Below are 26224 nucleotides of genomic sequence, written 5' to 3'. Positions count from 1 at the left end.
ATAGCGATGCGGATGTACACCCCCCACGCTGCGCTCGTCGCGTCGATGCTGTGCGTCGTGTCGACGGCGGCCGTGGCCCAGGCCGCGCGGCCCTCGTCGTCGTTCGGCGCGGCCACGCCGGTCGATCGGCTGCAGACCATGACGGGCGGTACGGATACCCACGTCAACAACATCACCACGCAGGAAAGCAACGGCACGGTGACCGACAACACCGCGCGCAACACCTACAGCGGAGGCAATTTCGTCGGCGACAACGCCTTCGGCAACTCGGCCGGCCTGTCGACCACGATCCAGAACTCCGGCAACAACGTCCTCATCCAGAACAACACGATCGTCAACCTGCGGATGAATCCGTGAAGTCGCCGCTCGCCCTCGTGACGTTGACGGCGCTGGTGCTGGCAAGCCCGTGCGCCTTGGCGAACAGGGCGGAGGTGCAGACCAGCCCCGGCACGTCGTATCCGGTGAAGATGACGAGCCTCAAGGAGGCCCGTTTCCGCAACACCATCCGGCAGAAATACGACTTCAGCTGCGGCTCGGCGGCGGTGGCCACCCTGTTGACCTATCAGTACGCGTACCCCGTCGACGAGCAGGCCGCGTTCGACATGATGTACGCGAACGGTGACCGCCGGAAGATCAATACCGAAGGGTTTTCGCTGCTCGACATCAAGCGCTTCCTCGCCGCCCGCGGCTTCGAGGCCGACGGTTTCGAGGTGTCGCTGGAAAAGCTCAGCGACGAGGGTGTCCCCGCCATCGTGCTGATCGACGAGCGCGGCTATCACCATTTCGTGGTGGTGAAGGGCTACAAGAACGGTCGCGTGCTGATCGGCGATCCCGCCCGGGGCACGCGTTCCATGTCGAAGCGACGCTTCGACGACATGTGGAAGAACCACATCGTCTTCGTCATCCACAACGAACGCGACCGCGCCATCTTCAACAGTCCGCGCGACTGGGCGGTCGCACCCGCGGCACCGATTTCCGAGGGCATCGAACGCAACGGCCTCGGCCCCATCGTGATGCCCAAGCGCGGACCGGGGGACATATGAACACTCGACGATTGCTGATCGTCGCGGCCATCGCGTGCGCCACGAGCGGCACGACGTTCGCCGCGAGCTTTCCCGTGGCCCATGCGCTGCCCGATGCGAGGCTGGATACGATCCGTGGCGGCTTCGACCTGGGCGACGACCTGCGTGCGTCGTTCGCCCTGGAACGCACCGTGCTGGTCAACGGCGTGGAAGCGATCCGCACCTCGGTGAAGATTCCCGACGTGGCGAGGATGAGCATCGACCAGGCCAACGCATTGGCCGCCGCGTTGCGCACCACCGTGGTGACCAATGGCCCGGGTGGGGTCGTCAGCGATGCCGCCGCGAGTGCCGTGCAGGCCCCGGCGGTGGCGCAGGCCGCCACGGCACCGGTGACGGTCAACGCCGTATCGACAGCGTCGCAGGCGGCGGCCGCGGGCCAGGCCGTGGCCGCCTCGCCCCCGAGCGGCATCACCACGGCGACGCTTCCCGCGTCGTCCGTTCCAGGACTGGTCTTGCAGAACGCGCTGGACAACCAGGCCATCTCGGCCACCACCACGATCGACGCATCCGTCAATACGTCGAGCTTCCTGCAGGGGATGCGCATCGACGAATCGGTAAGGAACGCGGTGATCCAGTTTCGGGGGAATTGACGCATGTATCCCAATGGCAGGGTGATGCAGGCAAGCAAACGCGTGGGCATGCTGTCGCTCGCGGTATTGCCGATGTGGATCGGCGCGTGCCTGGCGCAGGAGGCTCCGGTCAGTCCGGAGTTGCGTGACAAGGTCGAGGCGCAGGGGCGGCGGATCGATGCGATGCGCACGCGCATGGCCGAACAGCTGGCCGAGCTCGAGCAGATGAAACGCGACCTGGCGGCGCAGGAGCAGCAATACGCCGAATTACGCAAGGCGGTAGGCCTGTCGACGCTCGACGACGCGCGGGCGACCGGCGTGCCGGGCGGCGTCGCCGGTGCGCAGTCCGCGCCGCCCCAGGATCAGGCGCCGCCGTCGACGCCCGCGCCCGGCGCGCCGACGGCGCCCGTCGCGCAACCCGTGGCCGCGTCTCAGCCGGTGGGCAGGCGGCCCGCGCAAGACGAGCGTCCGCCGGAAGTCGCGCCTATCTTCGACCAGCCCGGCGTGCTCACGCCACGCGGCAAGCTCATCGTGGAGCCGTCGTACCAGTACGGCTATTCGTCGAGCGATCGCGTCACGCTGGTGGGTTACACCGTGATTCCCGCCATCCTCATCGGCCTGGTCGACGTGCGCCAGGTCAAGACCACGACGCAGACCGGCGCGGTGGCTTTCCGCTACGGCCTCACCAACCGCATGGAACTGGAAGTGCGCGTGCCCTACGTCGACGTGCACACCGACACGATCAGCCGCGAGATCTTCACCGGCACGGCGCAGGACAGCCTGTTCACCACCAGCGGCAAGGGACTGGGCGACATCGAGGCCACGTTGCGCTACCAGCTCAACGACGGCGGCGCCGACAAGCCCTATTACGTGGGCTGGTTCCGCGCCAAGTCCCGCACCGGCCGCGATCCGTTCGAGGTGACCAGCGATTGCGTCACGCGCTGCGTGGAGAACTTCACGGGCACCGGCTTGCCGTTGCGCAGTCCCACGGGTTCCGGATTCTATTCCGCGCAACTGGGCCTGACGTGGCTGTACCCGTCCGACCCGGTGGTGTTCTTCGGCAACTTCAGTTACCTGCATAACTTCGAACGCAAGAACGTCAGCCGGAACGTGCTGCTGGCCGGCAAGCAGTTCCTCGGCGACGTGAAAGCGGGCGACATCGCCGACGTCAGCATCGGCATGGGCCTTTCGCTCAACGAGAAGGCGTCCATCAGCATCGGCTACGACCAGGCGTTCGTCGGCCGCACGAAACAGAACGACAGGCCGTTGCCCGGCTCGGCGCGAGCCACGCTGGGCTCGTTGCTCATTGGCGGTTCCTATCGCTTCAACGAGAAGGAAACACTGAACGTCACGCTCGGCGTCGGCGTGACGCGCGATACACCAGATACGACGGTCACGGTGAGGTTGCCCATCACACTTTAGGTATTCACAAGGCTTTCACTGTCAGCGCACCGTGAACGCGTTTGAAACACGCGCGGGTTCCCCTGCACATCGTGCACACATCATCCCTCATTAAGATTTCGCTCGGGGTTCGATACATCACCGATACGAAATCTTAAGCAGGGAGTTTTCATGCGCACTCGTCCACATCGTTTTGGCAAGGTCACCACGGGTCTGGCCCTTGCATCACTGGCTGTCTTCGGTGCCGCGGCACATGCGCAGGACAGCTCTAACAAGAAGTCGCAGTCACGGGCGCTGGACAACATCAGCCTCTGGGTCGGTGGCTACTACACCAACAACGACACGACCATCGGTGCCAAGACCGGGTTCCTCAACACCACCGGCGACGTGAATCTCGAAGACGATCTCGACTTCAAGAAGCACAAGACCGTGCCCCGCGCCCGCCTGGATTTCCTCATCGGCGAGCACCAGGGCTTTACCTTCGATTACTACGAAGTGGATCGCTCGCACTCGAAGAGCCTTTCCGAGCAGATCAACTTCCTCGGCCAGCCGATCTCGGCGGATGCCTACGTCAAGGGCAACCTCAAGTTCACCTTCGGCAGCGCCGCGTACAAGTGGTGGTTCGGTACCGGCGACGACGTGTTCGGTCTCGGCATCGGCGCGGCCTATTACAAGGTGCGCTACGGCATCAACGGCACGGTCACGGCGATGGGCCAGACCGAGACCGATGGCGCGTCGGGCAGCACGAACGCATGGGCGCCCAACCTGCAGATCGGCTGGCGCCACGCGTTCAACGACCAGTGGCGCATGTACTTCAACGCCTCCGGCGTGAAGAAGAACGGCGGCACCCTCAACGGGCACATCTGGGACGCCGCGCTGGGCGTGGAGTGGTTCCCGTGGCAGAACGTCGGCTTCGGCGCCGAGTATGCGTACACGAAGATCCGCCTGCACCAGGACAAGCGCAACTACGATCTCGACCTGGACATGAAGCTCAACGGACCGGCGGCTTACGTCCGCTTCCGGTTCTAATAACCGGAAAGGCCGCCTTCGGGCGGCCTTTTTTTTCGTGGGAGGGTCAGCCGCGTCCTCGGACGCGCGACGCTGGGTTCCTGCTTTCGCAGGAACGACGTGAGGCTACTTTGTAGCAACGGTAAATCTTGCTGCCCGTCGTTCCTGCGAAAGCAGGAACCCAGCGCCTCCGTCCTCCTACGAAGCGTTGCCGCGCCTACGCCGCGCCACCAGCCAGCCCCCGCCACACACCGCCAGCACCAGCACCACGTCCAGCACCCACGCCGCCCACGGCCGCGCGTCGAACCACGGCGCCGTCAGGTGGTCGTGAGCGATCATCCTCGCCGCCGTCCAGGCGATGGCCCCGGCACCGATGTAGACGATCACCGGGAAGCGCTCGATCAGCCGCAGGATGAGGGTGGAGCCCCACACCACCAGCGGCACGCTGATGGCCAGTCCCAGCACCACCAGGCCCATGTGGCCCTTGGCCGCGCCGGCGATCGCCAGCACGTTGTCCAGGCCCATCAGGGCATCGGCCACCACGATGGTCCGGATGGCCGACCAGAAGCTCGAGGCCGCGCTCACGTTCGGATCGTGTTCCTCGTGCTTGAGCAGCTTCCAGGCGATGGGCAACAGCAGCAGGCCGCCGGCCAGCATCAGGCCGGGCAGCTTCAGCAGCCAGATCACCGCGAAGGTGAGGGCCACCCGCAAGGCGATGGCGCCGAAGGTGCCCCAGAACACGGCTTTCTTCTGGAGATTCCGCGGGAGGTTCCGGGCCGCCAGCGCGATCACGATGGCGTTGTCGCCGGCCAGCACGAGGTCGAGCAGGATGATGGCGGCCAGGCCGGAGAAGAATTCGGGGGTGAGGAAATCCATGGGCATCCTTCGCGCGCTTCGAGAACGAATGCGGCGAGCGACGGGTACGCGCGCCCGTCGTTCACCGCAAAAGTCTCGTTCCCGGCGCGAAGCCGCCGCGACGACCGGGACGCGTGGGGCGTCCGTACTGACGATCGTCGCGCACGGGGCGCAGCGCCCCGCGGAACTACTCCCCTTTGGGTTGTAGTGGCGGGCATTGTGGTGCTTCAGTTGCGGCGCGGCAAGACGGCCCGGGGGGCAGCGGTTAAAATCGGCGGCTTTCCCAACCCCCTCACGAGAAGTCCATGAGCGCACACGACATCCGTTCCGCCACGCGTCCCGATCCGGACCAGCCGCTGGTGGACATCGCCAACTACGTGGCCGATTACGCGATCGACTCGCAGGAAGCCTACGACACCGCGCGCTACATGCTCCTGGACTCGCTGGCCTGTTCCGCGCTGGCCATGAAGTTTCCCGACTGCGTGAAGCACCTGGGCCCGGTCGTGCCGGGCGCCACGCTGGCCGGCGGCACCCGCGTGCCGTTCACCTCGCACGAGCTCGATCCGGTGCAGGCCGCCTTCGCCATCGGTACCCAGATCCGCTACCTCGACTTCAACGACACCTGGCTGGCCGCCGAATGGGGGCATCCGTCGGACAACCTCGGCGCCATCCTCTCGGTGGCCGACTACCTCTCGCGCAAGGCGGAAAAGGAAGGCGGCAAGCCCCTGACCGTGCGTGACGTGCTGGGCTACGCGATCAAGGCCCACGAGATCCAGGGCTGCTACGCCCTGAAGAACAGCTTCAACCGCGTCGGCCAGGACCACGTGATCCTGGTGCGCCTGGCCTCCACGGCGGTCACCACGGCCATGCTGGGCGGCGACAAGGACCAGATCACCACGGCCGTGTCGCACAGCTGGATCGACAACGGCGCCCTGCGCACCTACCGCCACGCGCCGAACACCGGTCCGCGCAAGAGCTGGGCCGCCGGCGACGCCTGCCGCCGTGCCGTCACCCACGCCATCAACGCCGTCTACCGCAACGTGGTGGGCTATCCGTCGGCCTTGACGGCCAAGACGTGGGGCTTCTACGACGTGGCCTTCAAGGGCAACGCGTTCCAGTTCGAGCGCCCGTTCGGCAGCTACGTGATGGAGAACGTGCTCTTCAAGATCAGCTTCCCGGCCGAGTTCCACGCCCAGACCGCGGTGGAGTGCGCCATGCAGCTGCACGCCCAGGTGGGCTCGCGCATCGACGAGATCGAGAAGATCGTCATCGAGACCCAGGAAGCGGGCGTGCGCATCATCGACAAGACCGGTCCGCTGGCCAACTACGCCGACCGTGACCACTGCATCCAGTACATGGTGGCGGTGCCGCTGATTTTCGGCCGTCTCACCGCCGACGACTACAACGACGACGTGGCCGCCGATCCGCGCATCGACGCCCTCCGCGAGAAAATGACCGTCGTCGAGAACCCGCAGTTCACCAAGGATTATTTCGATCCCGAAAAGCGCTACATCGGCAATTCGGTGCAGGTGTTCTTCAAGGACGGTTCCAGCACCGAAAAGGTCTCCATCGATTTCCCCATCGGCCACCGCAAGCGCCGCGCCGAGGGCATCCCCGTGCTGCTGAAGAAGTTCGAGTCGGCCCTGCGTGCCGAATGGCCCGCCGAGCGCGTGGAAAAGGTGCTCGCCGTGACGTCCGTGCCGGAAAAGCTCGATGCCATGCCCATTCACGAGTTCATGACGCTCTTCACGGCTTGATAATGGCCGTGACTCAAGTATGAACGACGTTCGGCGGCAGTGCCCCAATTGTTTGATTTTTGCTAAACTGCCGCCGCCCGTTGAAGGGGTTTAAAAGCGAGGGACGGCCGAAGTCCCCGGATTCGACAGAGTTCTACGCGCGATTTCCGTCTGGGGTGGAGCGCGGACGCGAATACCAATAATGAGGAGACACCGATGAAACGTAAGGGCTTGTTTTTGCTGATTGGTTTGGCCCTGGGCGGCGTGGGTGCCGTTCACGCGCAGGAATCCGCCGACACGGCGGGTAACGGCTACGACGGCCGCTGGTACATCGCCCCGACGGTTGGCGGTTACTACAACGACACCGATCGCAACACGAACAGCCGCCAGGTCTACTACGGCCTGGGCTTCGGTAAGTTCATTTCCAACAACGCTTCGATCGACATCTTCGCCGATCGCACCAAGCGCGATAACGACGGCACCGGTCACTGGGCCAACAACAGCTACGGCGTTGCCGCTCGCTTCTACGCCGGTGCGTGGGACAGCTGGCGTCCGTACCTGCTGGCCGGTGTGATGGGTTCGTACCACCACAACCCGTCGGACAACGGCTGGTCCCCGGCCGCCGAGCTCGGCGTCGGCGTGTCCAAGACCATCACCGACAGCTCCGACTTCCGCGTGGAAGCCGGCTACCGCTACGACTGGGACGACAAGACCGTTCGTAGCGAGAATGGCTACGGCGACTGGTTCCTCGGCTTCTCGATCGTGTCGCGCTTCGGCGAGCCGCCGGCTGCCCCGGCTCCGGCCCCGGCCGCTGCTCCGGCCCAGCCGGACTGCTCCACGCTCGACAGCGATGGCGACGGCGTGAACGATTGCGACGACAAGTGCCCGGGTACGCCTTCCGGCACGATCGTCGGTCCGGATGGTTGCCCGCAGAAGGTCGTCATCGACCTGCGCGGCGTCAACTTCAAGTTCGACCGTCCGAAGAAGGGCGAGACGAACATCGGCCCGACCCTGCAGGAGCCGACCAGCGAGTCGCTGGGCGTGCTTGACCAGGCTGTCGACACCCTGCAGCGCTACCCGCAGGTCAAGGTCACGGTTGCCGGCTACACCGACAGCGTCGGTAAGGATGCCTACAACCAGGGTCTGTCCGAGCGTCGCGCCAAGATCGTGTACGACTACCTGACCTCGCACGGCATCACCGCCGACCGCCTGGAAGGCCCGATCGGCCACGGTGAGAACAACCCGATCGACACCAACGACACGGCCGAAGGCCGCGCTCGCAACCGTCGCACGGAACTGCAGGTTCAGCAGTAAGCCGCGCAGCATCGGTAGCTACAGAAAGGAGCCCGGCGAAAGCCGGGCTCTTTTTTTTAGTGATTCGACGCTTCGCAGGATTCGCGGGCCCTGTCCGCGAGGGGATTCTGGCAGTGTAGGCTGTGCTCGCGGACGCACGGACGTCCGTTCAAGGACTCCCGAATGGCAGCTACCCTCCCGCGCCGCCGCTTTACCGGCGGCGACCTCAACGGCGTGCTCGGCCTCGTGGTCGACAACCTGTCGATCCTGGCCTTCCTGGCCACGGCGCTCGTCGGCATCTTCGGCGTGCCGGCCGATATCGTGTTCCGACGGATGTTTCCCGGCACCGCCCTGGGCGTGCTGCTCGGCAACCTGGCCTATACGTGGATGGCCCGGCGCCTGGCGCACCGCACCGGGCGCCACGACGTCACCGCCATGCCGCTCGGTCTCGATGCCCCGACCAGCATCGGCATGGCCCTGTTGGTGCTCGGCCCGGCGTTCGCCGCTTACCGGCAGGCCGGGATGGATGCCCTGTCGGCCGGCGAGGCGACGTGGCGCCTGGGCATGGCGTCGCTGGTGGTGATGGGGATGCTCAAGTTCGTTCTGTCGTTCGCCGGGGCATGGGTGCAACGGTCGGTGCCGCGTGCGGGCCTGCTGGGGTCCATTGCGGGCATCGCGTTGGTGCTCATGGGTTTCCTGCCGCTGGTGGAGATCATGCGCGTGCCGGTGGTCGGCTTCGCGGGCCTGGGTGTCGTGCTCTACGCGCTCGTCGCGAAGCGTCGATTGCCTTTCGGCCTGCCCGGGGTGCTCGGCGCGTTTTTCGTCGGCGTGCTGCTCTATTACGGGTTGGGACCGATCGGATGGCTGGGTAGCGGTTATCACGCGCCCGCCGCATGGCAGTGGCGCATCGGCTTCCCGTGGCCCACGCTGGGCTTCGTCGACGGCTTTTCCGCCACCGTGCCCTACCTGCCGCTGATCCTGCCGTTCGGCCTGCTGATGGTGGTCGGCGGCATCAACGTCACCGAGAGCGCCCGCGCGGCCGGCGACGATTACCCCACGCGCGACATCCTGCTGGTGGAGGCCTTGGCGACCCTCGTCGCGGGGATCTGCGGCGGCGTGGCGCAGACCACGCCGTACATCGGACAGCCTGCCTACAAGGCGATGGGTGCGCGCACCGGCTATACGCTGGTCACCGGCCTGGTGATCGGCCTGGGTGGCGTGCTCGGCTATCTCTCCAATCTCGTCGAACTGCTGCCCGTGGCGGTGCTGGCGCCGATCCTCGTCTTCGTGTCCATCGGCATCACCACGCAGGCCTTCGAGGCCACGCCGCTGCGGTATGCCGGCGCGGTGGTCTTCAGCTTCTTCCCCGCCATCGCGCGCATGCTGGCGATCAAGCTGGGCGATCCGTCCATCGTCGACCCGGCGCATTTCGCCGCGTTGTATGCGGACGACAGCCATGGCGTGTCCGCGATGGCGGTGATCGCCATCCTCGGCAACGGTTTCATCATCACCTCGATGGTCTGGGCGAGTTTCGTCGTGGCGATGATCGACGGGCACGTGCGAAAGGCGGCGGGGATCGTAGCCCTGGGCGGCGTACTGACGCTGTTCGGGATCATCCATTCGGTGGATCCCGTGGGCACGGTGTACCTGCCGTGGATGCTGGACGTGGGGCAGCGGGGGCTGGTGTGGCAGTTCGTCGCGGCGTACGGGGCGTTGGCGGTGGTGTTGGCGGGGTTGTCGTTATCTTCCCGCCGCGAATGACCCGTCATCCCTGCGTACGCAGGGACGATGGTGAGAGAGGCTGCTACCCTTGCCGGATACATTCCCCGGAGCTCCCCATGCCCCTTTCCGACCTCACCTCGCTCCCCGGCGTCACCGCCACGCCGGATGCGGCCACCCATGGCTTCGTGTTCAACCACACGATGATCCGCGTGCGTGACCTCGACGTATCGCTGGATTTCTACACGCGCGTGCTCGGTTTTACGCCGGTCTACAAGAACGTGTTCGCCGAGGCCGCCTTCACCATCGTCTACCTCGTGCTCGTCGGCGATACCTCGGTGATTCCCGATGACGACGACGCGCGCAAGGAATGGGTGCTGCGCCAGAGCGGCGTGCTCGAGCTCACCCACAACCACGGTACGGAAAAGGAAGCGACGACGCCGTATCACAACGGCAACAGCGAACCGCGCGGCTTCGGCCACCTGTGCGTGAGCGTGCCCGACGTGAATGCGGCCTGCGCGCGTTTCGAGGCACTGGGCGTCACCTTCCAGAAGCGCCTGGCCGACGGCCGCATGCGCCACATCGCCTTCATTCGCGATCCCGACGAATACTGGATCGAGATCCTCCAGCCCACGCCGTTGGCCTGAGGCATCGCCGCCCATGTTCGGTCGCCTGCTTCCCGTTACCCGTAACCTGCTCATCGCGAACGTCGTGCTGTTCGCGTTGCAGATGCTGCTGAACGACGCCGACACGCTGGCGGTCACCCGCTGGCTGGGACTGTGGCCCTACGGCCACAGTACGGTGGTCGACATGGGCAACGGGCAACTGGCCACGTTGGGCTTCCAGCCGTGGCAGCTCGTCAGCTACGGCTTTCTCCATGGCAGCGTGATGCACATCGTGCTGAACATGTACGGCCTGTACATGTTCGGCAGCCTCATCGAGGGCGTGATGGGCGCGAGGCGCTTCGCGATCTATTACTTCGTATGCCTGGTGGCCGCGGCCGTGGCGCAACTGGCGGTGCTCTACCTGTTCGAGCCCGACCGGATGTTTCCGACCGTGGGCGCTTCGGGCGCGGTATTCGGCTTGCTGGGGGCGTTCGCCATGCTGTTTCCGCGCGAGAAGCTGATCCTGATTCCGATCCCCATCGGCATTCCGGCATGGCTGTTCGTCACCCTATACGGCGTGGCGGAACTCGTCTTCGGTATCACCGGCACGCTGGCCGGGGTAGCCCATTTCGCCCACCTGGGCGGGCTCATCGCGGGATTGGCACTGCTGTGGGCGTGGGGCGTTCGACCGCCACCCCGCCGTTGGCAGGGCTAGCCCTTGCTCGGTAGGAGCCGATTCATCGGCGATGCCTAACGGTGTCGCGACCTGCGATCGCCGCTGAAGCGGCTCCTATCGAGCAAGGCAAAGGCCGCTGCTAGCGCATCGAGAGGAAGTCAGGGCTCACCACGAAGCGCACCGCATCCAGGCGCACCCGTGCATCGGGCAGCGCCGCGAGCAGGGCGTCGCGCTCGGTGGCGACCGCCTCGACTTCGGCCGCCGTGATCGACGGATTCACCGCACGCAGCGCGAGCAGGCGGGCGTATTCCGTGCCCAGTTCCGCCGTGGCCGCGTCGATGGCCTCGTACTTGAGCACCTCGGCGCGCGCCTCGGCGAGGTCCTTCGCCTGTTCGAGCATCGGCGGCACGAGCTTGGAGAGGAACTTGCGGTAGCGCGCCACGTCGATGTTGCGGTCGCCGGCAAGGCGCAAGGCCTTGTCGCTGGGTCGATAGCCCGGGCGTTCGGTCAGGCGCGTGTCCACCGTGAGCACGAGCGGCGTGGCGGGCAGGAAACGTTCGGCGTCGAGCGCACGGTCGGCCACCACTTCCACCACGTAGACGGCCTGCAACAGCACCGTGCGCACGGGCAGGGCGTCGTCGACGAGGAACGCGGCGTTGCCGGCCTCGCCGGACACCAGCAGATCGACCGCGGCGTTGACCATGGGATGGTCCATGCGCAGCAGGGGCAGGTCGTCGCGCGACAGCGCCACCTCGCGCGAGAAGGTGATCGACAGAGGGCCGTCCGCGAAGCCGGGCAGGCCGTCGGTGGAGAGGTATTGCGGATCGAGTAGCACGATGTCGCGGCTCAGTTCTTCCGCGTGCACGCCATAGCTTTCGAACAGGCGCTGGATGAACGCGTCGCGTGCAGGGTCGTCGTCTTCGCGCGCGAAGGTCTCGGCCAGATCGTTGGCATGGGGATCGCGGCTGGCGGCCAGTTCGAGCAGGTGATCGCGGCCGGCGTGGATGAGCGCGGAAAGCTCTTCGTGCGCCGCGCGGGTCTCGGAAACGAGCGAGTCGAGTTCCTGGTCGCGATCGTCGTCGCCGCGCGCATGCTCGTCGGCCAGCGAGGAGAGCAAGGTGCCGAAACGGCGCAGCAGCTCGCGGCCGTCGGCCGGGCTGGAGCGGAACGCGTCGAGGCCTTCGTCGTACCAGCGGGCGAGCACGTGCTGCGCGCTCTGCGCGAGCACCGGTACGTGAATGGTGATGTCGTGCTTCTGGCCAATGCGATCGAGGCGGCCGATGCGCTGTTCGAGCAGGTCGGGATCGAGCGGGAGATCCCACATGACCAGGCGGTGCGCGAACTGGAAGTTGCGGCCTTCGGAGCCGATCTCCGAGCACAGCAGCAACCGCGCGCCGTCGGGCTGGGCGAAGAAAGCGGCGTTGCGGTCGCGCTGGACGATGCCCAGCCCCTCATGGAAGCGGGCCACGCCGACGCCGCTCCGGGTGCGCAGGGCGTCTTCGATCGCGAGCACCTTGGACTGGCTGCGGCAGAGCAGCAGGAACTTGTCGGCCGGATGCGCGTCGAGCAGGCCGATCAGCGCGGTGAGGCGCGGGTCGTCCGCGTAATCGAATTCCAGCGGCGCGGGCGGCTGCTGGATATCGGATCGGAATTCGGCCAGCAGGGCCTCGCGGCGTCCGGGCGCAAGCGTGCCCGGGTCGATCGCGAGGATCTCCGGCGCGCGGCGCGGGAAACCGCCGATGCCGGCGCGGCGGTTGCGGAACATGGCGCGACCGGTGCCGTGGCGATCGATCAACGCCGCAAGCAGGGCGTCGCCCGCGTCGGGGCGATCGAGCAGGTGGGCCAGTTCGCGGTCGCCCTTGAAGCGCTCGGCGAGCAACGCGCGCTGGTCGGCGTCGAGCGTCTTGCCTTCGGCCAGGGCGCTGGCGAGGTCGGACAGCGGCGCGTAGCCGGTCGCTTCGGCGAGATAGGCGTCCAGGTCGCCGTAACGCTGCGGATCGAGCAGCCGCAGGCGGGCGAAGTGGCCGGCCCGGCCCAGTTGCTCGGGCGTGGCGGTCAGCAGGATCACGCCGGGCGTGGCCGCGGCCAGTTCTTCCACGAGGCGATAGCGCGGGCTCGCTCCCTCGGGCGCCCATTCCAGGTGATGGGCTTCGTCCACCACGATGAGGTCCCAGCCGGCGTCGACGAGCTGGCGCGCGCGGCGCGGCGTGTTTTCGAGGAAGGCGAAATCGGCGATGACGAGTTGTTCGTCCTCGAAGGGATTGCGGCCGTCACTGGCTTGCTCGATGGCCTCGCAGCGCTCCTCGTCGAAGATCAAGAACGACAGGTTGAAGCGGCGGAGCAGCTCGACGAACCACTGGTAGACCAGGGTTTCGGGTAACAGCAGCAGCACGCGTCCGGCGCGGCCCGCGGCCAGTTGGCGGGCGAGGATCATGCCGGCCTCGATGGTCTTGCCCAGACCGACTTCATCGGCCAGCAGCACGCGTGGCGGCCGACGCGCGGCGGCGATGCCGGCCACGCGAAGCTGGTGCGGTACCAATCCGATACGCGAGGATTCCAGTCCCCAGGCGGGGGAGCGGCGGGCGTCGGCGCGACGGCGCAAGGCCTCCAGGCGCAGGTCGAAGCGATCGTTGGGCTCGGTACGGCCGCCGATCAGGCGGTCGTCGGCCTGCGACATGGCCTGTTCGTCGTCGAGCTGGCCTTCTTCGAGTTCGCGGCCCTCGCCGCGATAGACGAACAGCCCCTCGCGTTCTTCCACGCGTTCGACGAGGAAGGCGATGCCCTTGCCCGAAACGCGCTGTCCGGCGCGGAATTCGGCGCGGACCAGCGGGGCGCTGTCGGTGGCATAGGGGCGCAGCACGCCCGCCTTGGCGAAGAGCACCTGCACGCCGCGTCCCTCGACGCGAAGAATGGTGCCGAGGCCGAGCTCGGGCTCGGCGGTGGAGATCCAGCGTTGACCGGGTTGGAACATGCTTGGGGGAAAGCCGACATCGGGGGGAGGGGGATTATCCCGCCCCCGGGCCGCGATGCCTACCTTTCGTTGTCGCGGACCCTTCGCCGACGCGGTCGGCTCCCACCCCTTCGGTAGCCAGATCGTCGAAACCCGACGCCCGAAGGGGTGGGAGCCGATCGTATCGGCGAATCCTACGGAGCGTCAGGTCTCGGCCCAGCGACGAAGGAGATTGTGATACACGCCCGTCAACTGCAGGATCGAGCCTTGGTCCGCCCCGTCGGCCGACAGCTTGCGGATGGCCGTATCCATCTCCAGCAGCAAACGGCGCATGCCGTCGTCGCGCACCATGCTCTGCACCCAGAAGAACGACGCCACCCGCGCACCGCGGGTGACGGGGGTGACGCGATGGAGGCTCGACGAGGGATACACGATGGCGTCGCCGGCGGGCAACTTCACTTCGTGTTCGCCGTAGGTGTCGCTCACGATGAGTTCGCCGCCGTCGTACTCCTCCGGTTCGGCGAGGAAGAGGGTGACGGACACGTCGCTGCGGATATGAATATCGTCGCCCGCGCCCATCACGGCGCCGTCGATGTGGAAGCCGTATTCGCCGCCGCCTTCGTAGCGGTTGAAGCGCGGCGGCAACGTGCGCAGCGGCAGCACGGCCGAATGGTAGAGCGGATGCACGCGCAGCGCCGCGAGCACCCTCTCGCCCAGCTCGCGACGCACCGGTGAGGCTTCGGGCAGCTGCAGGTTGCGCTTCACGCGGGCGCCCTGGGGACCGACGGTCTGCCGGCCGTCGGTCCATTCGGCGCCATCCATGACCTTGCGCATGCCGGCGACCTGCTCCTTGCTCAGGACCTCGGGAACGTGCAGGAGCATGGTGGTCTTCCCCTTGCGTCAGAAACGGATGTTCGCGCTCAGCATCGCCGAGCGGGGCGTGGCCGGAGTGTAACGGTAGCCGCTCTTGTTGATCGCCGCGACGTAGTCCTTGTCGAAGAGGTTGTACACGTTGAGCTGCAGGTCGACGTGGCGGTTGACCTGGTAGCTCGCCATCGCGTCGAACACCCAGTAGGCCTTGGTGTAGGCAGGCGTGCCCACCGCGCCGTCGGTGCCGCGCTTGAGTTCCCCGCTGTAGCGTGCGCCGCCGCCGACGGTGAGGCCGAAGGGCAGGCGATAGGTGGTCCAGGACGTGAAGGCTTTCTTCGGCGTGTAGGCCAGGTCGTCGGAGCCGTCAGCGGTGACGACCGAGCCCTTCTTCACCGTGGCGTCCATGGTGGTGAAGCCGGCGCTGACCGCCCAGTTGTCCGTGAGCTTGCCCACGGCGGTGATTTCCACGCCCTGCACGCGCTTCTTGCCCACCTGGTAGTACTGCAGGTCGGTCGGGTCCTGCACCACCTCGTTGGTGACCGTGGTGCGGTAAAGCGCGGCGGTGAGCAACAGCTTCTGGTCGATCAGGTCCCACTTGGTGCCCACCTCGGCGGTGCGCGCCTTCTGCGGGTCGAACAGCGGGTTGTCGGCGCTGTTGGCCGAGCTGGACAGCGTGAGCGTGTTGCCGCCCGGCGGCTCCTGCGACTGCGCGACGTTGACGTAGATGCTGCCGTTGGCGGTCGGCTTGTAGAGCACGCCGAGCTTGTAGTTGAAGAGGTTGTCGCTCTTGCTCGCGTCCACGCCGGGCACGATGGTGCCCGTGGGCCGGGTACCGCAGGCGGGGCCGCCGCGGCCGCCGCAGGCCACGAGGCTGTCGAACTCGGTCTTGTAGTGGTCCATGCGCACGCCGGCGTTGACCTGCCAGTGGTCGCCGAACTTCACCGTATCGAACAGGTACGCCGCCTCGGTGGTGGTCTTGGCGTCGCTATGCGCGCCGGTTTCGCCGTAGACGAGGCCGCGTACGTGGGAGTCGGGTGCGTAAAGGTTGGCGGCGGGCCAGGTGCTGCCGCCCAACGCGCCGAAGCCGATCGTGCGGGCCTTTTCCTGCGTGAGCTCGATGCCCGCGCTGATGTCGTGGGTGACCGCGCCGTCGCCCAGGTGCGCGGTGAGGTTGGTCTGGTTGGTGGCGATGCGGTTGGCCTGGTGCTTGAAGGTGGGCAGGCTGCGCGCGATGGTCCAGGTGGACGGATCGGCCGGGTTCGGGGTGAGCAGGTTCGCGGTCGAGCCCATGAACGAGGTGAGCAGGTAATCCTGCGTGGTGCGGCCCAGGCGCGAGGTGTTGTGCAGGGCGAGGTTCTCGTTGAAGTCGTGTTCGACGATCACCGTGAACATGTCCTGGGTGTCGCGGTCGTGGTCCTGGTCGGTGCCGTAGAAGTTGCTCGGATCGACCTTGGCGGCGTCGTTGAGAAAGCCGCGCTTGTCCGGCGCGCTGTAGCCGGGCAGGCCGATGGTCGGCACGCCGCCGTCGGGGCGGTTGTTCTGCTTGATGTGCAGGTAGTCGAGGTACACGCGGGTGGGCGTGCCCAAACCGAAGGCAAGCGACGGAGCGACGCCCCAGCGGTCGTTCTTCACGCGGTCGCGGCCGTAGACGCCGCTGTCCTGGCCCATGACGTTGAGGCGGAAGGCCTTGTCGCCGTCGAGCGCCTGGTTCCAGTCGGCGGTGGCGCGCTGGCGCTGTCCACTGCCGGCCTGCACCGAGCCGGAGATACCGTTGCCCAGTACCGGCTGCTTGGTGACGAGGTTCACCGCGCCGGTGGGCGAGGTGCGGCCGTATTCGGTGCCGTCCGGACCCTTGGTGACCTCGACCTGCTCGATGTTGAAGACATCGCGCGACACGGTGCCGAGATCGCGCGCGCCGTCGACGAAGATGCTGCCCGAGGTGTCGAAGCCGCGCATGTAGATGGCGTCGCCCGTATTGGTCGCGCCGTTCTCGCCCACGTAGAACGTACCCACGCCCGGGCTGTTGCGCAGCGCTTCGGTGAGGGTGGTGGCGCCCTGCTGCTGCATGATTTCCTTGCCGATCACCTGGATCGACTGCGTGGTGTCGAGCAACGACTGGGTGAACTTCGGCGAGGACACCTTATCCACGCGGTAGTCGGACGAGCGATCGGCCTCCACCTGCATGCCGGGCAGCGCCTGCGCGTCGTTGACCTTGGCCTGTTGCGGCGGCGCGTCGACGGCGGCGGCGCCGTGGGCGAGGGTCAGGAAGACGGCGGCACCGACGGTGCGCGCGGCGGGGGCGGCATGCTTGCGGCTCTTGATGAAGGCCATGGAGGGTGGTTCCTTGTAGCTGACGAAATTCGGGACGCACGGGTCCGCGCGGGCCGGATGGCTCACGGTGGGACGGCTTGGGTTGCCCCTGGCGGCGCTTACAGAAAGCTTATCGTAATCTTAATGAGAACGAGTTGCAATTAGACTTCGAAGCATGCCCAGTGCCCTGCGACCGGTTTTCGCCAAGCGGTGATGCGGCTCGTCTAGGCCGCCAGAACGCTCCGGTTCTTCCCGCCGCGCTTGGCCTCGTACATCGCCCCGTCGGCCGACGCGACCAGCCGGTCGTAGGCGTCGCCGTCGCGGAATAACGTCACCCCGATACTCGCGCCGATATGCGCGGGAATGCGGGCTCCCGCCACATCTAGCATGTAAGGCTCGGCGATCACCTCCCCCAACGCGCGGCAACGCGCGAGCGCGTTTTCGGCGTCGCTGGTGCCGTCGAGCAGCAGCGCGAATTCATCCCCGCCCAGGCGAGCCACCGTATCGCTGGCGCGCGTTCGCGCGGCCATGCGTGCCGCGATGGCCTTCAGCAGCTCGTCGCCCGCGGCATGGCCATGGCTGTCGTTCACGCCCTTGAAGCCGTCGATGTCGATGTAGGCCAGTGCGAACGCATGGCCACCGTCGTTCGCCGTGGCGATGGCGCTTTCCAGCCGCTCGCGGAACAGCGTGCGATTGGGCAGGCCGGTCAGGGCGTCGTGCATGGCCTGGTGCCTTACCAGCTGTTCCATCCGCGTGCGCTCGTTCACCTCGCGGGTGAGCTGTTCGTTGCGCAGCGACAATTCATCCAGCGCGGTTTGCAGCAGGGCGCGGGCGCGGTACAGGTCGAGGAAGACCTTCACCTTGGATTGCAGGATCACGTCGTTGATCGGCTTGGCGATGTAATCGACCGCGCCGGCGGTGTAGCCACGGATGCGGTTGATGTCGTCGGCATAGGCGGCGGTGACGAAGATGATCGGCGTCTCGCCCATGCCGTCGTTGTCGGAGATGAATTGCGCCACCTCGAAGCCGTCCATCTCGGGCATGTTCACGTCCAGGAGCACGAGCGCGAAGCGGTGGTCGAGGCAGAGCGCGAGGGCATCGTTGCCGCTGGCCGCTTCGTAGATGTCCGCGTCCACGCGGGCGAGCAGGCGGCGCATGGCGACGAGGTTGGCGGGGGTGTCGTCGACGACGAGGATCTTGGGGCGAGTGCTGGTCATGACATGCAGAGTCGGTTGAGCGCGGCCGCGATGGCGTCCAGGGGCAGGCACGCGTCGGCACCGGCGATATCCAGCCCCGCTCGGGGCATCACGTCGGCTTCGGCAGTGGAGGGATCCTGCACGATGGCGTAGCCTCCGGCGTCGCGCACGGCCTTGAGGCCCTGCGCTCCGTCGGAATTGGCACCGGTCATGAGTACGGCGATGAGCCGTTCACGCCAGGCGGCGGCAGCGGTTTCGAAGAGGACGTCGATCGAAGGGCGCGCATAGGCGACTTTCGCGTCGACGCTGAGGGAGAAGTGGAAGTTGGATTCGACCAGCAGGTGGTAGCCGCTGGGAGCCACGTGCACGGTGCCCGGATCGGTGGACTCGCGCTCGTGCGCCTCCTTGACCGGCAACACGCTGTGGCGCCCGAGCAGTTCCACGAGCAGGCCGACGTCCGGCGACCCCGTGTGACAACACACGACGATCGGCACGGGCAGGCGCGGATCGAGACCGGGCAGCAGGCGCTCGAGGGCGACCAGGCCGCCCGCGCTGCAACCGATCGCGATGGCCGCGTAGGCCGTCATGTCTTCAGCGCCTTCGCGCCGGAACCGCCCAGTTGATAGATGCGCAGGGCACCGTCGATATGGGTGAAGCACGACGCGGCGGGCGAGAAGTCGATGTTCTCGCGGGTACCCAGGCAGAGGAAGCCGCCGCGCACGAGGCTGTCGCGGAACAGGCCCAGGGTGCGGTCCTGCAACGCGTTGCTGAAGTAGATCAGCACGTTGCGGCAGAGGATCAGGTGGGCCTCGCAGAACACCTCGTCGGTGACGAGGTTGTGGTTGAGGAAGGTGACGTTGCGGCGCAGGCGCTGGTCGAGCTTGATGAAGTCGTAGCGCGCGCTGTAATAGTCGCTGAAAGAATGCGAGCCGCCCGCCTCGAGGTAGTTGCGCGACCAGTCGCGCGCCTCGCGCGTGGCGTAGATGCCTTCGGCGGCCACGGCGAGGGCCGCGTCGTTGAAGTCGGTGGCATAGATGCGCGATCGCTCGTACAGCCCGGCCTCCTCGAGCAGGATCGCGAGCGAGTACACCTCCTGCCCGTGCGCACAGCCCGCCTGCCAGATGTTGATTTCCGGGTAGGAGGCCAACACCGGCAGCACCTTGTCGCGGAGCGAACGGAACACGGCCGGGTCGCGGAACATCTCCGACACGGGCACCGACAGGCCTTCGATGACGCGAGGGAGGAATCCCTCCTCGTGCAGGATGCGATCCACCAGGCGCACCACCGTGCCGCTCTCGTGCGTGCGCACCAGCTGCTGCACCCGGCGCTTCAGCGACGCCGGGGCGTATTCGCTGAAGTCGTGGCCGTGGCGCAGGCGCATGGCCTGCACGAAGAGCTGGATCTCGATGTCCTCGACGTCCACCTCAGTCCCTTGCCGGCAACCACACGCGGATCATCGACAGCAGGCGGTCGACGTCGATCGGCTTGGAAAGGTAATCGTTGGCGCCGGCCTCCAGGCACTTCTCGCGGTCGCCGCGCATCGCCTTGGCGGTGAGCGCGATGATCGGCACCCGGGCGACCGCCGGTTTGGCGCGGATGGCGCGCATGGTGTCGTAGCCGTCCATCACCGGCATCATGATGTCCATCAGCACCAGTTCGAGGCCCGGGTCCCGGTCGAGCGTGTCGAGGGCTTTCTGGCCGTCCTGCGCCATGGTGACGTCGATGCCCTTCGCGCGCAGCACCTTCGACAGCGCGAACAGGTTGCGCATGTCGTCATCCACCAGCAGCACGCGGCGGCCACGCAGGTCGGCTTCGTCGATGCCCGTGCCCTGCGCGGCGGCCTGCGCCCGGCCGCCGCCGTGGCGAATCGAGTGCAGGAACAGGCTCACCTCGTCGAGCAGGCGATCGGGCGAGCGCGCGCCCTTCACCACGATGCTGTCGGTGTACTGGCGGATACGCATGCTCTCCTCGCGCGAGAGGTCGCGGCCGGAGTAGACGACGACGGGAGGCGTATGCCCCAGGCGCGACAGGTGCTCGAGGAATTCCATGCCGGACATGCCCGGCAACCCGAGGTCGAGCACGATGCAGTCATAGTCGGTGCCGGTGGCGAGCGAAAGGGCTTCCTCGCCCGAACCGGCCTCGTCGATGACGATGGAATCGTCCTTGAGCAGCGTGCGCACGGCGGTGCGCGCGTCGGCGTCGTCGTCCACCACCAGCAGGTGGCGCGTGCGCCCTTCGGCGAAGTGCAGCAGGCGGTCGAACGCGGTGGCGATCGATTCGCGGCTCACCGGTTTGGTGAGGAAGCCCACGGCGCCCAGTTCGAGGCCTCGGCTGGCATCGTCGGTGGCCGAGATGAAGTGCACGGGAATGTGCCGCGTGGCGGCATCGGACTTCAGGCGCTCGATGACGGTCCAGCCGTCCATGCCCGGCAGCATCACGTCGAGCAGGATGCCGGTGGGCCGGTATTGCCTGGCCAGCGCCAGTCCGGATTCGCCGTCGCCCGCCGCGAGCACGCGATGGCCCTTGCGATGGATCATGTCGGCGAGGATGCGGGCGAAGGCGGGGTCGTCCTCCACCACGAGGATCGCCGTGTCTCCCGGCGCGATCGTGGCGCGGTCGTCGTCGATGGTCTCGACGATGAGCGCCGGGGACAGCGGCAGCGTGGCTTCGGCCGCGGCCTGTTGCCGCGGCACCGGCTGCGGGCGCTCGCCCGATTCGGGGGCGTTCTCCGGCAGCACGAGGGTGAAGGTGCTGCCCTTGCCGGCCTCGCTCGCCAGCGAGATGTCGCCGCCGAGCAGGTTGGCGATGCGCCGCGAAATGGCCAGGCCCAGCCCCGTGCCGCCGTACTGGCGGCTCGTGCTGGCGTCCACCTGCTCGAAGGCATGGAAGACGCGATCGAACTTGTCGGCGGGAATGCCGATGCCGCTGTCCGTCACCGCGATGACGATGGCGTGGGCGCGATCCAGCCCCTCGGGGACGCGCACGTCGGCGCCGGGGCGGCCGATGCGCAGCCTGACGCCGCCTTCGGACGTGAACTTGAACGCGTTGCTGAGCAGGTTGTTCACCACCTGCTCGAGCTTGCCGCCGTCGGTGCGGATCGTGTCGGGCAGGCCGGGTTCGAGCGTCACCTCGAAGGCGAGCTTCTTTTCCTGGGCCACGTGGTTGAAGGTGCGGCCGAGCATGCGCGACAGGTCGGCGAGCGAGAAGGCGTCGACCGCCAGCTCCATCTTGCCCGCTTCGACCTTGGACAGGTCGAGGATGTCGTTGATCAGGCGCAGCAGGTTGCTGCCCGCGTCGTGGATGATGCGGGCCGATTCCACCTGCTCGGTGGTGAGGTTTTCCTCGTCGTTGTCGGCGAGGCTTCGCGACAGGATGAGCAGGCTGTTGAGCGGCGTGCGCAGCTCGTGCGACATGTTGGCGAGGAATTCGGACTTGTACTGGCTGGCGCGGGCCAGCTCCTCGGCCTTGTCCTGGGTGTCCTTCTGCAGGCGTTCCAGGGCGTCTTTCTGCTGGTTGAGCGTGGCGCTCTTCTCGCGCAGCTCTTCGTTGGAGGCATGCAGCTCTTCGGTCTGCACGCGCAGCTCTTCCTCGGACGCGACCAGGCGCTGCGACTGCTCTTCCAGTTCGGCGGTCTTGTTCTTGAGCTCTTCGTTGGTGGCGCGCAAGTCTTCCTGCTGGCTGCGCAAGGCTTCTTCGGAGGCGCGCAGTTCGTCGGCCTGGCTTTGCGTGCGTTCCAGCAATTCGCTGGTGCGCAGCGCGCGGGCCAGGTTTTCCAGGGAAAGCGCCACGATCGGCATCAGCTCGTCGAGCAGGCGCTGCTGGATGTCGGTGAGATGGGTGAAGCTGGCGATCTCGACCACGCCGAGCAGGGCGTCGCGCGAGGCCACGGGCATCACGATCACGTTGCGCGGCGAGGCTTCGCCCGTGCCCGAATGGATGCGGGTGTAGTCGTCCGGCACGTCCTGCAGCACGATCCCGCGGCGCTCGGCGGCGGCCTGGCCGACGAGGCCTTCGCCCATCGCGTAGTCGACGGCGACGTGGCGGCGCTGGCGGAAGCCGTAGCTGCCCAGCAGTTCGAGGCGGGCGGTCTCCTCGCGGAACACGTAGAACACGCCCACGCCGGCCTTCAGCGTCGGGACCAGTTCGCCGACCAGGGCGTCGGCGAACTCGCGGTAGCTGGTGGTTTCCTGGAGGCGGTTGGAGATCGCCGTGACCGAGGATTTCATCCACGACTGGCCCGCCGTCTCGATGGACATCTCCTTGAACACCTGGAGCGCGCGGGCGATCTTGCCGATCTCGTCGCGGCGGTCGCGCTGGTCCACCTCGATGGTGTGGTCGTGGTTCGCCAGGCGGGTCATGAGCCCGGTCATCTCGACGATGGGGCGGGTGATCAGGCGGGCGGTCATCCAGATCACCACGCCGCCGAGGAGCAGGCAGGCCAGCAGCGAGGCGACATTGACGTAGCGCGTGGTCGCCAGGGTGGCGTCCAGCGCTTCGTTTCGGCGGTCGAGCAGGCTTCGTTCGGTGGCCGACATCTCGTCGATCAACCGGTTGACGTCGCTCATGAGGATCGTGCGCCGCGAGAGGTATTCGTGGCGGATGGCGTCGCGTTTCATGACCGCCTCGGGCGAAACCGCGTCGCCGGCGGCGCGGATCGGGTCCAGGCCCATGGTCCGTACTTCGGTCTTCCAGCGGTCGAGCATGTCCTGCAGGCGGTCGATGCGGCCCTGTTGCAGGGGATTGTCGGCGGTGAGACGGCGCAGCTCCGCCATGCTCTTGGCAAGGTCGCGATCGGCGTTTTCGAAGTCGGCGAATTCGTTGGGCGACTGGTTCAGCAGGTAGCCGCGCGAGGCGACCTGGCGCGACTGCGCGTCGTTGCCGACCTGGGCCATGGTCAGCAGCACCACGTAGGTGTGCGACGACCAGTTCCGCGTCTCCGCTTCCCTGGACAGCGTGACGAGGTTGGCGACGCACGCGGCGACGAACAGCGCCAGGAGGGCGCCGATGGCGAGGACGATCTTGCGCTGCAAGGGCTGGTCAGCCAGCCAGGTGCGCTGCGTTGTATTGGACATGCGATGACCGGTGGGGGAACGGGGACGGGGCGCGGTGCCCGGCGCTCTACGACGGTGTTACATCGAAACGGTGCGCCTTGTCCTTGGCGGCCGACACATTATCCGCGATCCGTTCGCGTGGCGTTCGAACGGCGTCGCCAGAAGGGAGGCACGAGGCTGTGCCTGGACACGGCGACCCACAGGCAGGCGGCGGTGATGACCGAGCCCAGGGCGAGGGTGACCACGGACGCCTCCACGCCGAAGGCGCCGCCGGTGAGCCATTCCGGTCCTTGCAGGTGCGAGACCAGCAGGCCGCGCTGGTCGAAACCGGATACCGGGGTGCCGTAGAGCGGTCCTTCCGCCACGTTCCAGGCGGCATGCGCCCCCATGCAGACCCACAGCGAGCGGGTGACGTGGAAGAGCAGGCCGAACAGCAGGCCCGCCTCCAGCGCGATGCACGCGGCGCTCCATACGGTGGCGTTCGGATTCCACAGGTGTCCGCCGCCGAAGACGGCGGCGGACACGAGCAGGGCGGCCCAGGTGCCGAGCCCCTCTTCGACGATGCGGAAGATCACGCCACGGCTGACGATTTCCTCGCCGACGCCCGCGCCCACCCCGAGCACCAGGATCGGCCCGAGCCAGTGCGCGTCGTGGTTCACGCCGGTCACCACGTAGACGCCCATGGCCCAGAGCGCGCCAACGACCAGGGACATCGCGGCGAGACCGCCGGCCATGCCCAGCAATAGGTGGGGGACGGCCTTGCGTGGCGCGAGTTCGTGGACGCGTCGCGATTCGACCGAGCGGACCAGCAGCCAGTAGGCCAGCACGGCGGGCGCCAGGCGGAAGGCCTGGATCAGCGGGGTGACGTCGTCGAAGGGGATCGGCCCGGTAGGCAGGCCCAGGCCCGCGTAGACCCGCCTGGCGACGAGCCCCATCAGCACCATGCAGGCGAAGAAGATCACCAGGCGGCCGGGTGCGGAACGGGCGATGCGGGCGGCGAGGCCGGGTCGGGATTCGGTCGGCGTCATGTCGGCCTCAGGGTGGGTTTGCGCGTGCAGTCTACGCAGGCATGATGGTGCCGGATACGCTCATCATCCCATCCCTCTCGCGCGACCGACGGAACCCCCCATGAGCAAGCCGAACCCGAACGACCCGTCCAGTCCGATGAACCGCCGCGAACAGGTCTTTCCGCATCTCGACGCCGACATGGGCGCACGTATCGCCGGCTACGGCGTGGAGGAGCGCGTGCCGGCCGGCACGGTGCTGTTCCGTCGCGGACAGCGCCACATCGACTGCTTCTTCGTCGTGGAGGGGTCGATCGAGATTTTCGACGTCGGCAAGGACGGCGAGCCGAACATCTTCGTGGTGCACGAAGCGAACCAGTTCACCGGCGAGGTGGATCTCTTCAGCGACCGCCAGGCGATGGTGAATGCCCGCACCGGCTCCGACAGCCGCCTCATCCGCCTGGATACGAGCGCCTTCCGCCGCCTTGTCTCGGGCGAGCCGGACATCGGCGAGATCCTCATGCGCGCGTTCATCCTCCGCCGCGTGGAGTTGATCCAGACCGGCACGGGCGGCGTGACGCTGGCCGGTTCCGCCCACGCTGCCGATACGGTGCGCCTGCGCAGCTTCCTCATTCGCAACGGCTATCCCTACCGCCTGCTGGACACCGATGTCGACGAGGACGCCAGGCACCTCATCGACGGATGCGGCATCGACGCGACGGAGTGTCCCGTGGTGATCCTGCCCGACCGTCGCGTGCTGCGCTGCCCGACCACGGCCGAACTGGCCGACGAACTGGGCATCACCATCGAGCTGGACGCCGACCACACCTATGACGTGGCGGTGATCGGCGCGGGCCCCGCGGGCCTCGCCGCCGCCGTGTACGCCGCGTCGGAAGGCCTCGACACGCTGGTGCTCGAAGCCCTGGCGCCGGGCGGCCAGGCCGGGACCAGTTCCAAGATCGAAAACTACCTGGGCTTTCCCACCGGCATCTCCGGGCAGGCCTTGGCCGGCCGCGCGCACGTGCAGGCGATGAAGTTCGGCGCGCACGTGGCCGTCGCCCGTTCGGTCGAGCGGATGGATTGCGCCGGCCGTCCGTACCGGTTGCACCTGGACAGCGGCGACGTCGTGACGGCGAAGTCGGTGGTGATCGCCACGGGGGCGCGCTACCGCAAGCTCGACCAGGTGGATTACGAACGCTACGAGGGCCAGGGTATCCACTACGCCGCCACGGCGATGGAGGCCACCCTGTGCGCCGGCGAGGAAGTGGTGGTGGTCGGCGGCGGCAACAGCGCCGGTCAGGCCGCGGTGTTCCTGGCACGCACGGCGGCGCACGTGCACATCCTCGTGCGCGGCGAGGGCCTCGCCGCGACGATGTCCGACTACCTCGTGCAGCGGATCATGCAGTCGCCGAAGATCACGTTGTATTCGCATTGCCAGGTCGACCACGTGGACGGCGACACCTACCTGCGCGAGGTGGGCTGGTTCTGTCGCAAGACCGGCGCGCAGACACGAAAGAAGATCGGCAGCCTGTTCGTGATGATCGGCGCCGAGCCGAACACGGCCTGGCTGAAGGACTGCCTCGACCTCGATCGCAAGGGCTTCGTGCTCACCGGCCGCGATGCGGACGGTTTCGCCACGCCGTCGCCTTACGCCACCACGCTGCGCGGCGTGTTCGCGGTGGGCGACGTGCGCTCGGGATCGATCAAGCGCGTGGCGTCGGGGGTGGGCGAGGGCTCGGTGGTGGTGCAGGCCATCCACCGGTTCCTCAATCCGTCGCCGATGTAGGCCTGTTGGCACCCTGCTTTGCTCGGTAGGAGCCGATTCATCGGCGATTCCTAACGGTGTCGCGCGCATGCATCGCCGATGAATCGGCTCCTACCGAGCGGGGTGCAGCGAGA

Annotated in this window: 20 protein-coding genes; 11 read left to right on the top strand and 9 right to left on the bottom strand. The window is 67.1% G+C overall.

The genetic code is table 11. The features are described 5' to 3' along the window. Positions 1 to 12: 12 nt before the first annotated feature. From JNG39_RS15990 to JNG39_RS15970, 5 genes are all read left to right on the top strand, one after another. Complete coding sequence (locus JNG39_RS15990; protein WP_368312892.1) at positions 13 to 357, top strand: hypothetical protein; 345 nt, start codon at positions 13 to 15, stop codon at positions 355 to 357. Then, positions 354 to 1043, top strand: coding sequence for a C39 family peptidase (locus JNG39_RS15985; protein WP_368312891.1), 690 nt, complete (start codon positions 354 to 356; stop codon positions 1041 to 1043). The genes JNG39_RS15990 and JNG39_RS15985 overlap by 4 nt, the downstream gene beginning before the upstream one ends. Next, on the top strand, positions 1040 to 1672 hold the full coding sequence (locus JNG39_RS15980; RefSeq protein ID WP_368312890.1) for a hypothetical protein: 633 nt from the start codon (positions 1040 to 1042) through the stop codon (positions 1670 to 1672). The genes JNG39_RS15985 and JNG39_RS15980 overlap by 4 nt, the downstream gene beginning before the upstream one ends. Before the next feature lie 3 nt (positions 1673 to 1675). After that, positions 1676 to 3073: an acetate kinase gene (locus JNG39_RS15975; RefSeq protein WP_368312888.1), complete on the top strand. Its 1398-nt coding sequence runs from the start codon at positions 1676 to 1678 to the stop codon at positions 3071 to 3073. A gap of 150 nt (positions 3074 to 3223) precedes the next feature. After that, positions 3224 to 4081: a hypothetical protein gene (locus JNG39_RS15970; RefSeq protein ID WP_368312886.1), complete on the top strand. Its 858-nt coding sequence runs from the start codon at positions 3224 to 3226 to the stop codon at positions 4079 to 4081. Positions 4082 to 4258: 177 nt separating this feature from the next. Here the strand turns inward: JNG39_RS15970 and JNG39_RS15965 are convergent, their stop codons facing one another. Continuing rightward, positions 4259 to 4936, bottom strand: coding sequence for a TerC family protein (locus JNG39_RS15965; protein ID WP_368312885.1), 678 nt, complete (start codon positions 4934 to 4936; stop codon positions 4259 to 4261). Positions 4937 to 5220: 284 nt separating this feature from the next. On the opposite strand from JNG39_RS15965, the gene JNG39_RS15960 reads away from it, so the two are divergent. The 5 genes from JNG39_RS15960 (at position 5221) to JNG39_RS15940 (ending at position 10983) form a co-directional block, all read left to right on the top strand. Next, a complete protein-coding gene (locus JNG39_RS15960; RefSeq protein WP_368312884.1) occupies positions 5221 to 6672 on the top strand; it encodes a bifunctional 2-methylcitrate dehydratase/aconitate hydratase in 1452 nt (483 codons plus the stop codon). A gap of 195 nt (positions 6673 to 6867) precedes the next feature. Beyond that, complete coding sequence (locus JNG39_RS15955; RefSeq protein ID WP_368312882.1) at positions 6868 to 7965, top strand: OmpA family protein; 1098 nt, start codon at positions 6868 to 6870, stop codon at positions 7963 to 7965. Positions 7966 to 8127: 162 nt separating this feature from the next. Continuing rightward, complete coding sequence (locus JNG39_RS15950; RefSeq protein WP_368312881.1) at positions 8128 to 9705, top strand: hypothetical protein; 1578 nt, start codon at positions 8128 to 8130, stop codon at positions 9703 to 9705. Between the two features lie 77 nt (positions 9706 to 9782). Beyond that, the gene (gene gloA, locus JNG39_RS15945; protein ID WP_368312879.1) at positions 9783 to 10310 is read left to right on the top strand and encodes a lactoylglutathione lyase; all 528 of its coding nucleotides are present in this window, start codon (positions 9783 to 9785) and stop codon (positions 10308 to 10310) included. Positions 10311 to 10323: 13 nt separating this feature from the next. Beyond that, the gene (locus JNG39_RS15940) at positions 10324 to 10983 is read left to right on the top strand and encodes a rhomboid family intramembrane serine protease (protein ID WP_368312877.1); all 660 of its coding nucleotides are present in this window, start codon (positions 10324 to 10326) and stop codon (positions 10981 to 10983) included. A gap of 100 nt (positions 10984 to 11083) precedes the next feature. Here JNG39_RS15940 and rapA read toward each other — a convergent pair whose 3' ends face one another. The 8 genes from rapA to JNG39_RS15900 form a co-directional block, all read right to left on the bottom strand. Continuing rightward, positions 11084 to 13915, bottom strand: a complete 2832-nt coding sequence (rapA, locus tag JNG39_RS15935) for an RNA polymerase-associated protein RapA (protein ID WP_368312875.1) — start codon at positions 13913 to 13915, stop codon at positions 11084 to 11086. A gap of 183 nt (positions 13916 to 14098) precedes the next feature. Further along, positions 14099 to 14776 (bottom strand): Fe2+-dependent dioxygenase, encoded by a 678-nt coding sequence (locus tag JNG39_RS15930; RefSeq protein ID WP_368312874.1) that lies wholly within the window; start codon positions 14774 to 14776, stop codon positions 14099 to 14101. Between the two features lie 18 nt (positions 14777 to 14794). Continuing rightward, a complete protein-coding gene (locus tag JNG39_RS15925; protein WP_368312873.1) occupies positions 14795 to 17095 on the bottom strand; it encodes a catecholate siderophore receptor Fiu in 2301 nt (766 codons plus the stop codon). A 203-nt stretch (positions 17096 to 17298) separates the two neighbouring features. Next, positions 17299 to 18291, bottom strand: coding sequence for a diguanylate cyclase (locus tag JNG39_RS15920; RefSeq protein WP_368312871.1), 993 nt, complete (start codon positions 18289 to 18291; stop codon positions 17299 to 17301). After that, entirely contained in the window at positions 18288 to 18857 is a 570-nt protein-coding gene (locus tag JNG39_RS15915) for a chemotaxis protein CheB (protein WP_368312869.1), read from the bottom strand. Before JNG39_RS15915 ends, JNG39_RS15920 begins: the two co-directional genes overlap by 4 nt. Next, positions 18854 to 19693 carry a protein-glutamate O-methyltransferase CheR gene (locus tag JNG39_RS15910; RefSeq protein ID WP_368312867.1) on the bottom strand — a complete coding sequence of 280 codons (840 nt, stop codon included), beginning with the start codon at positions 19691 to 19693 and terminating at the stop codon, positions 18854 to 18856. Before JNG39_RS15910 ends, JNG39_RS15915 begins: the two co-directional genes overlap by 4 nt. Position 19694: 1 nt before the next feature. Next, positions 19695 to 23342 carry a response regulator gene (locus JNG39_RS15905; protein ID WP_368312866.1) on the bottom strand — a complete coding sequence of 1216 codons (3648 nt, stop codon included), beginning with the start codon at positions 23340 to 23342 and terminating at the stop codon, positions 19695 to 19697. Between the two features lie 98 nt (positions 23343 to 23440). Beyond that, on the bottom strand, positions 23441 to 24349 hold the full coding sequence (locus tag JNG39_RS15900) for a lysostaphin resistance A-like protein (protein ID WP_368312865.1): 909 nt from the start codon (positions 24347 to 24349) through the stop codon (positions 23441 to 23443). A gap of 100 nt (positions 24350 to 24449) precedes the next feature. Between JNG39_RS15900 and JNG39_RS15895 the strand changes: the two genes are divergently transcribed. After that, positions 24450 to 26111, top strand: a complete 1662-nt coding sequence (locus JNG39_RS15895) for an FAD-dependent oxidoreductase (RefSeq protein ID WP_368312863.1) — start codon at positions 24450 to 24452, stop codon at positions 26109 to 26111. The last annotated feature ends 113 nt before the right edge of the window (positions 26112 to 26224 follow it).

The organism is Luteibacter sp. CQ10 (genome assembly GCF_040900725.1).
Classification (GTDB): Bacteria; Pseudomonadota; Gammaproteobacteria; order Xanthomonadales; family Rhodanobacteraceae; genus Luteibacter.
Note: the sequence above shows the minus strand (reverse complement) of the source record. Positions and strands in the feature narration are given on the sequence as shown.

Coding starts and splice junctions, on each gene's coding strand:
- JNG39_RS15990 (WP_368312892.1), top strand. CDS start 13: ATGTACACCCCCCACGCTGCGCTCGTCGCGTCGATGCTGTGCGTCGTG.
- JNG39_RS15980 (WP_368312890.1), top strand. CDS start 1,040: ATGAACACTCGACGATTGCTGATCGTCGCGGCCATCGCGTGCGCCACG.
- JNG39_RS15975 (WP_368312888.1), top strand. CDS start 1,676: ATGTATCCCAATGGCAGGGTGATGCAGGCAAGCAAACGCGTGGGCATG.
- JNG39_RS15970 (WP_368312886.1), top strand. CDS start 3,224: ATGCGCACTCGTCCACATCGTTTTGGCAAGGTCACCACGGGTCTGGCC.
- JNG39_RS15965 (WP_368312885.1), bottom strand. CDS start 4,936: ATGGATTTCCTCACCCCCGAATTCTTCTCCGGCCTGGCCGCCATCATC.
- JNG39_RS15960 (WP_368312884.1), top strand. CDS start 5,221: ATGAGCGCACACGACATCCGTTCCGCCACGCGTCCCGATCCGGACCAG.
- JNG39_RS15955 (WP_368312882.1), top strand. CDS start 6,868: ATGAAACGTAAGGGCTTGTTTTTGCTGATTGGTTTGGCCCTGGGCGGC.
- JNG39_RS15950 (WP_368312881.1), top strand. CDS start 8,128: ATGGCAGCTACCCTCCCGCGCCGCCGCTTTACCGGCGGCGACCTCAAC.
- gloA (WP_368312879.1), top strand. CDS start 9,783: ATGCCCCTTTCCGACCTCACCTCGCTCCCCGGCGTCACCGCCACGCCG.
- JNG39_RS15940 (WP_368312877.1), top strand. CDS start 10,324: ATGTTCGGTCGCCTGCTTCCCGTTACCCGTAACCTGCTCATCGCGAAC.
- rapA (WP_368312875.1), bottom strand. CDS start 13,915: ATGTTCCAACCCGGTCAACGCTGGATCTCCACCGCCGAGCCCGAGCTC.
- JNG39_RS15930 (WP_368312874.1), bottom strand. CDS start 14,776: ATGCTCCTGCACGTTCCCGAGGTCCTGAGCAAGGAGCAGGTCGCCGGC.
- JNG39_RS15925 (WP_368312873.1), bottom strand. CDS start 17,095: ATGGCCTTCATCAAGAGCCGCAAGCATGCCGCCCCCGCCGCGCGCACC.
- JNG39_RS15920 (WP_368312871.1), bottom strand. CDS start 18,291: ATGACCAGCACTCGCCCCAAGATCCTCGTCGTCGACGACACCCCCGCC.
- JNG39_RS15915 (WP_368312869.1), bottom strand. CDS start 18,857: ATGACGGCCTACGCGGCCATCGCGATCGGTTGCAGCGCGGGCGGCCTG.
- JNG39_RS15905 (WP_368312866.1), bottom strand. CDS start 23,342: ATGTCCAATACAACGCAGCGCACCTGGCTGGCTGACCAGCCCTTGCAG.
- JNG39_RS15900 (WP_368312865.1), bottom strand. CDS start 24,349: ATGACGCCGACCGAATCCCGACCCGGCCTCGCCGCCCGCATCGCCCGT.
- JNG39_RS15895 (WP_368312863.1), top strand. CDS start 24,450: ATGAGCAAGCCGAACCCGAACGACCCGTCCAGTCCGATGAACCGCCGC.